Below are 4,670 nucleotides of genomic sequence, written 5' to 3'. Positions count from 1 at the left end.
AACGACGCCGAGCTGGAGCAGGTCCACCGGGCCACCAATCGCCGCAATCCGGGCGCGGGCGACTGGTCCACGATGCGGGTCTTCGCCTTCGACCACCGGGCGCAGCTGGAGGAGATGGAAGGCTATACGCCGGCAAGGGGCGGGGCCTTCAAGGAGCTGTGCCTGCAGGCGGCGCTGCAGGTCGCCGACGGTCAGTCTGGTTACGGCATCCTCTGCGACGACCGGATCGGGCGGCGGGCGCTGCATCGGGCCTCGGGGACCGGGCTGTGGATCGGCCGGCCCTGCGAATGGCCGGGCTCTCGGCCGCTGCAGCTGGAGCCGGAGCTGGGCCCCGATTGCGGCGCGCTGGCCGAATGGGCGCGCGAGAACGTGGTGAAGGTGCTGTGCTTCTGCCACCCGGACGACGATACTGACACCCGCGCCGCGCAGGAGGCGACGGTCGGGCGGCTGTTTGCGGCGGCGCGGCGCAACGGGCTGGAATTCCTGCTGGAGGTGATCCCCTCGAAGGTCGGGCCGGTCGATGACGACACCACGGCGACCCTGATCGGGCAGTTCTATGCCGCCGGGATCTATCCCGACTGGTGGAAGCTGGAGCCGATGCAGACCGCCGCCGCCTGGCGGAACGCCATCGCCGCGATCGAGGCGCATGACCGCCATACCCGCGGCATCGTGGTGCTGGGGCTGGATGCGCCCGAGGCGGATCTGGCCGCCAGTTTCGAGGTGGCGGCGGGGTTCGATCTGGTGCGCGGCTTCGCGGTCGGGCGGACGATCTTCGGCGCGGTGGCGCGGGACTGGCTGGCGGGCGAGGTGTCGGACGCGGAGGCCGTGGGGCGGATGGCGGAGCGGTTCTCGCGGCTCTGCGGGATCTGGGACGAGGCGCGCCGGGCGGCGGCGGAGGCGGCATGAGCGGCGGGGCGGGATTGCGTCCCGCGACGGCCGGGGGGCCAGCCCCCCATCCCTTGCGGGATTCCCCCCGGGATATTTGGACCAAGCTGAAAGAGGGCGGCCGCGTGGCGGTGATGCGCAGGAGGATGCGATGAGCGGGACAGTGCGGTTGACGGCGGCGCAGGCGATGATGCGCTGGCTGTCGGTGCAGATGACCGAAGAGGGCGAGCGGTTCATCGAGGGCTGCTGGGCGATCTTCGGCCATGGCAATGTGGCGGGGATCGGCGAGGCGCTGCACGGGATCGGCGATGCCTTCCCGACCTGGCGCGGGCAGAACGAGCAGACCATGGCCCATGCCGCGATCGCCTATGCGAAGACCATGCGGCGCCGGCGGGCGCAGGCGGTGACCAGCTCGATCGGGCCGGGGGCCACGAACATGGTCACCGCCGCCGCGCTGGCGCATGTGAACCGGCTGCCGGTGCTGTTCATTCCGGGCGATGTCTTCGCGAACCGCCGGCCCGATCCGGTGCTGCAGCAGATCGAGGATTTCGACGACGGAACCGTCAGCGCCAATGACTGCTTCCGCCCGGTCAGCCGCTATTTCGACCGCATCCAGCGCCCCGAGCAACTGCTGACCGCGCTGCCCGGCGCGCTGCGGGTGATGACCGATCCGGCGAATTGCGGGCCGGTCACGCTGGCCTTCTGCCAGGACGTGCAGGCCGAGGCTTACGACTGGCCGGAAAGCTTCTTCGAACCGAAGACCTGGCGGATCCGCCGGCCCGAGCCGGATCCCGTTGAGGTGGCCGAGGCCGTCCGGCTGATCGCCGCCGCAAGCCGCCCGGTGATCGTCGCGGGCGGCGGTGTGCTCTATTCCGGGGCCGAGGCGGAGCTGGTGGATTTCGCGACCCGCCACGGCATCCCGGTGGTGGAAACCCAGGCCGGCAAGTCGGCGCTGTCCTGGGAGCATGAGCTGAACTTCGGCTCGCCCGGCGTGACCGGATCGGCCTGCGCGAACGAGCTGGCCGCACGGGCCGACCTGGTGATCGGTGTCGGCACGCGGTTCCAGGACTTCACCACCGGCTCGTGGACGGTCTTCGCCGAGCCGGGACGCAAGCTTTTGTCGATCAACCTGGCCGGTTACGACGCGCAGAAGCATGGCGCCACGCCGGTTGTCGGCGATGCCAGGGTGGCGTTGCAGCGGATCGGGGCCGAACTGGGCGACAGGCGCTTCGACTGGCACGATCCGGCCGCGCGACGGGACTGGCATGAGGCGGTGCGCCATGTGACCGCCGCGCCGGCGGAGGGCAATGCCCTGCCCACCGACGCGCAGGTGATCGGCGCGGTGCAGCGGGTGGCGCGCGGCAATACCGTGGCGATGTGCGCCGCCGGCACCATGCCCGGCGCCCTGCAGGTGCTGTGGCAGGCCGCGCCGGGCGGCTATCACATGGAATACGGGTATTCCTGCATGGGCTACGAGGTCGCGGGCGCGATGGGCATCAAGCTGGCCGCGCCCGAGCGCGAGGTGATCTGCTTCGTGGGCGACGGCAGCTATATGATGGCCAACAGCGAGTTGGCCACGGCGGTGATGCGGCGCGTGCCCTTCACCATCGTTCTGACCGACAACCGGGGCTATGGCTGCATCAACCGCCTGCAGATCGAATGCGGCGGGGCCGAGTTCAACAACATGTACAAGGACAGCAATGTCGAGGTTCAGCCCGAGATCGACTTCGTCGCGCATGCCGCCTCGATGGGGGCCCATGCCGAGAAGGCCTCGGGCATCGCCGATCTGGAGGCGAAGATCCTCGCGGCGCGCAGCCGCGACATCCCGACGGTGATCGTCATCGACACGGATGCGGTGCCGGGGCTGGATGTCGGCGGGCACTGGTGGGACGTCGCGGTGCCCCAGGCAGGTGGACCCGAGCGGCTGCGTGAGGCCCGCGCGCGCTACGAGGCCAATTCGGCAAGGCAACGCATCTTCGACTGAGGAAAAACCATGATCCGCTACGGAACCAACCCCATCGCCTGGGCCAATGACGACGACCAGTCGATCGGCGCGCATATCCCGACCGCGCAGATCCTGCACGAGGCGGGCGAGGTGATCGGCTTTGACGGCATCGAGAACGGCCATCGCTGGCCCGACGACCCGCTGGCGCTGAAGGAGCTGCTGGGCCGCCATGGGCTGGCCTTCGTCTCGGGCTGGTATTCGACCGAATTGCTGACCCGTTCGGTCGAACAGGAAATCGCGGCGGTGCAGGGCCATCTGGCAAAGCTCAAGGCCAATGGCTGCCGCGTCTGCATCGCCTGCGAATGCTCGAACACCGTGCATGGCCGGCCCGATATGCCGGTGAACCGCCGCCCGCGCCTGACGCCCGGGGAAATGGCCGAGTTCGGCCGCAGGATCGAGGAATTCGCCGCCCATCTGGCGGGCGAGGGCATCACGCTGGCCTATCACCACCACATGGGCACCGTGGTCGAATCCCCGGGCGAGATCGACGCCTTCATGGCCGCGACCGGGCCGGCGACGCATCTGCTGTTCGATGCCGGCCATTGCGCCTTCGGCGGCGGCGACCCCGAGGCGGTGCTGCGCCGGCACGCGGGTCGCGTGGCGCATTTCCACGCCAAGAACATCCGCCGCCCGGTGACCGAGCAGGTGCGGGCCAAGGACATGAGCTTCCTGCAGGGCGTGCTGGCCGGCGCCTTCACCGTGCCCGGCGACCCCGAGGGCGCCATCGACTTCGTGCCGCTGCTGAGGATCCTGGCCGATCACGGCTATGACGGCTGGCTGGTGATCGAGGCCGAGCAGGATCCCGAGAAATACCCCCCGCTGGAATACCAGTCGCTCGGCCTGAAATCGCTGAAAGCCATGGCGCGGCAGGCCGGGCTGGACCGGGTGCGGGCCTGAGGCCGGGGGCGGGACCTTGCCGGGGGCGGCGGGGGGGGGGGGGGGGGGGGGGGGGGGGGGGGGGGGGGGGGGGGGGGGGGGGGGGGGGGGGGGGGGGGGGGGGCGGGCGCTGCCCCCCATCCCTGCGGGATTCCCCCCGGGATATTTGGGCCAAGATGAAAGGCCCGTCGGGAAAGGAGACAGGAATGAGCCCACTTCTGCGCAGACCCTTCGGCAGCCATGGCGAGGTGCATCGGATCACCCCCGCGGATGCGGGCTGGCGATATGTGGGGTTTTCGCTGTGGCGCCTGCGGGGGGGCGAAAGCGCCGCCGGGGCGACCGGCGCCGATGAGGCGATCCTGGTCATGGTCGAAGGCAAGGCCCGGATCAGCGGTGCCGGCCGGGACTGGGGCGTGCTGGGCGATCGCCTGGACGTCTTCGAGAAGACCCCGCCGCATTGCCTCTATCTGCCCGACGGCAGCGACTGGCGGGCCGAGGCCGATACCGATTGCGTGATCGCGGTTTGCTCGGCCCCCGGAAAGGGCGGGCACCCGGCGCGGCGCATCGGCCCGGACGGCATCGCCCTGACCCAGCGCGGCGAGGGCAGCAATGCCCGCTTCATCAACAATATCGCCATGGAGGCCGAGGACTGGTGCGATTCGCTCTTGGTCACCGAGGTCTTCACCCCCGCCGGCAATTGGTCGAGCTACCCGAGCCACCGCCATGACGAGGACGATTTCCCGCGCATCACCTATCTGGAGGAGACCTATTATCACCGCCTGAACCCGAAGGATGGCTGGGCGGTGCAGCGGGTCTATACCGATGACGGCAGCCTCGACGAGACAATGGCAGTGAAGGACGGCGAGGTGGTGCTGGTCCCGCGTGGGCATCACCCCTGCGGCGC

General features: G+C 70.0%; 4 protein-coding genes. All 4 read left to right on the top strand.

The window, feature by feature from the left end; genetic code table 11:
- Nucleotides 1-906: 2-deoxy-5-keto-D-gluconate 6-phosphate aldolase domain-containing protein (locus tag C9E82_RS23520; RefSeq protein ID WP_122449407.1), on the top strand; the 906-nt coding region annotated here is incomplete at its 5' end.
- 130 nt (nucleotides 907-1,036) lie between these two features.
- Nucleotides 1,037-2,869 (top strand): 3D-(3,5/4)-trihydroxycyclohexane-1,2-dione acylhydrolase (decyclizing), encoded by a 1,833-nt coding sequence (gene iolD / locus C9E82_RS23515; RefSeq protein ID WP_119900197.1) that lies wholly within the window; start codon nucleotides 1,037-1,039, stop codon nucleotides 2,867-2,869.
- Between the two features lie 9 nt (nucleotides 2,870-2,878).
- Nucleotides 2,879-3,787 (top strand): myo-inosose-2 dehydratase, encoded by a 909-nt coding sequence (gene iolE / locus C9E82_RS23510; RefSeq protein ID WP_119900198.1) that lies wholly within the window; start codon nucleotides 2,879-2,881, stop codon nucleotides 3,785-3,787.
- 185 nt (nucleotides 3,788-3,972) lie between these two features.
- Nucleotides 3,973-4,670 (top strand): 5-deoxy-glucuronate isomerase (iolB, locus tag C9E82_RS23505; RefSeq protein WP_122449408.1); only part of this gene is annotated, 698 nt, incomplete at its 3' end.

The sequence above is a fragment of the Paracoccus sigandri genome (assembly GCF_003709565.1).
Lineage (GTDB): Bacteria > Pseudomonadota > Alphaproteobacteria > Rhodobacterales > Rhodobacteraceae > Paracoccus > Paracoccus siganidrum.
The sequence above is the reverse complement of the archived record's forward strand: the minus strand, read 5'-3'. Positions and strand labels throughout refer to the sequence as shown.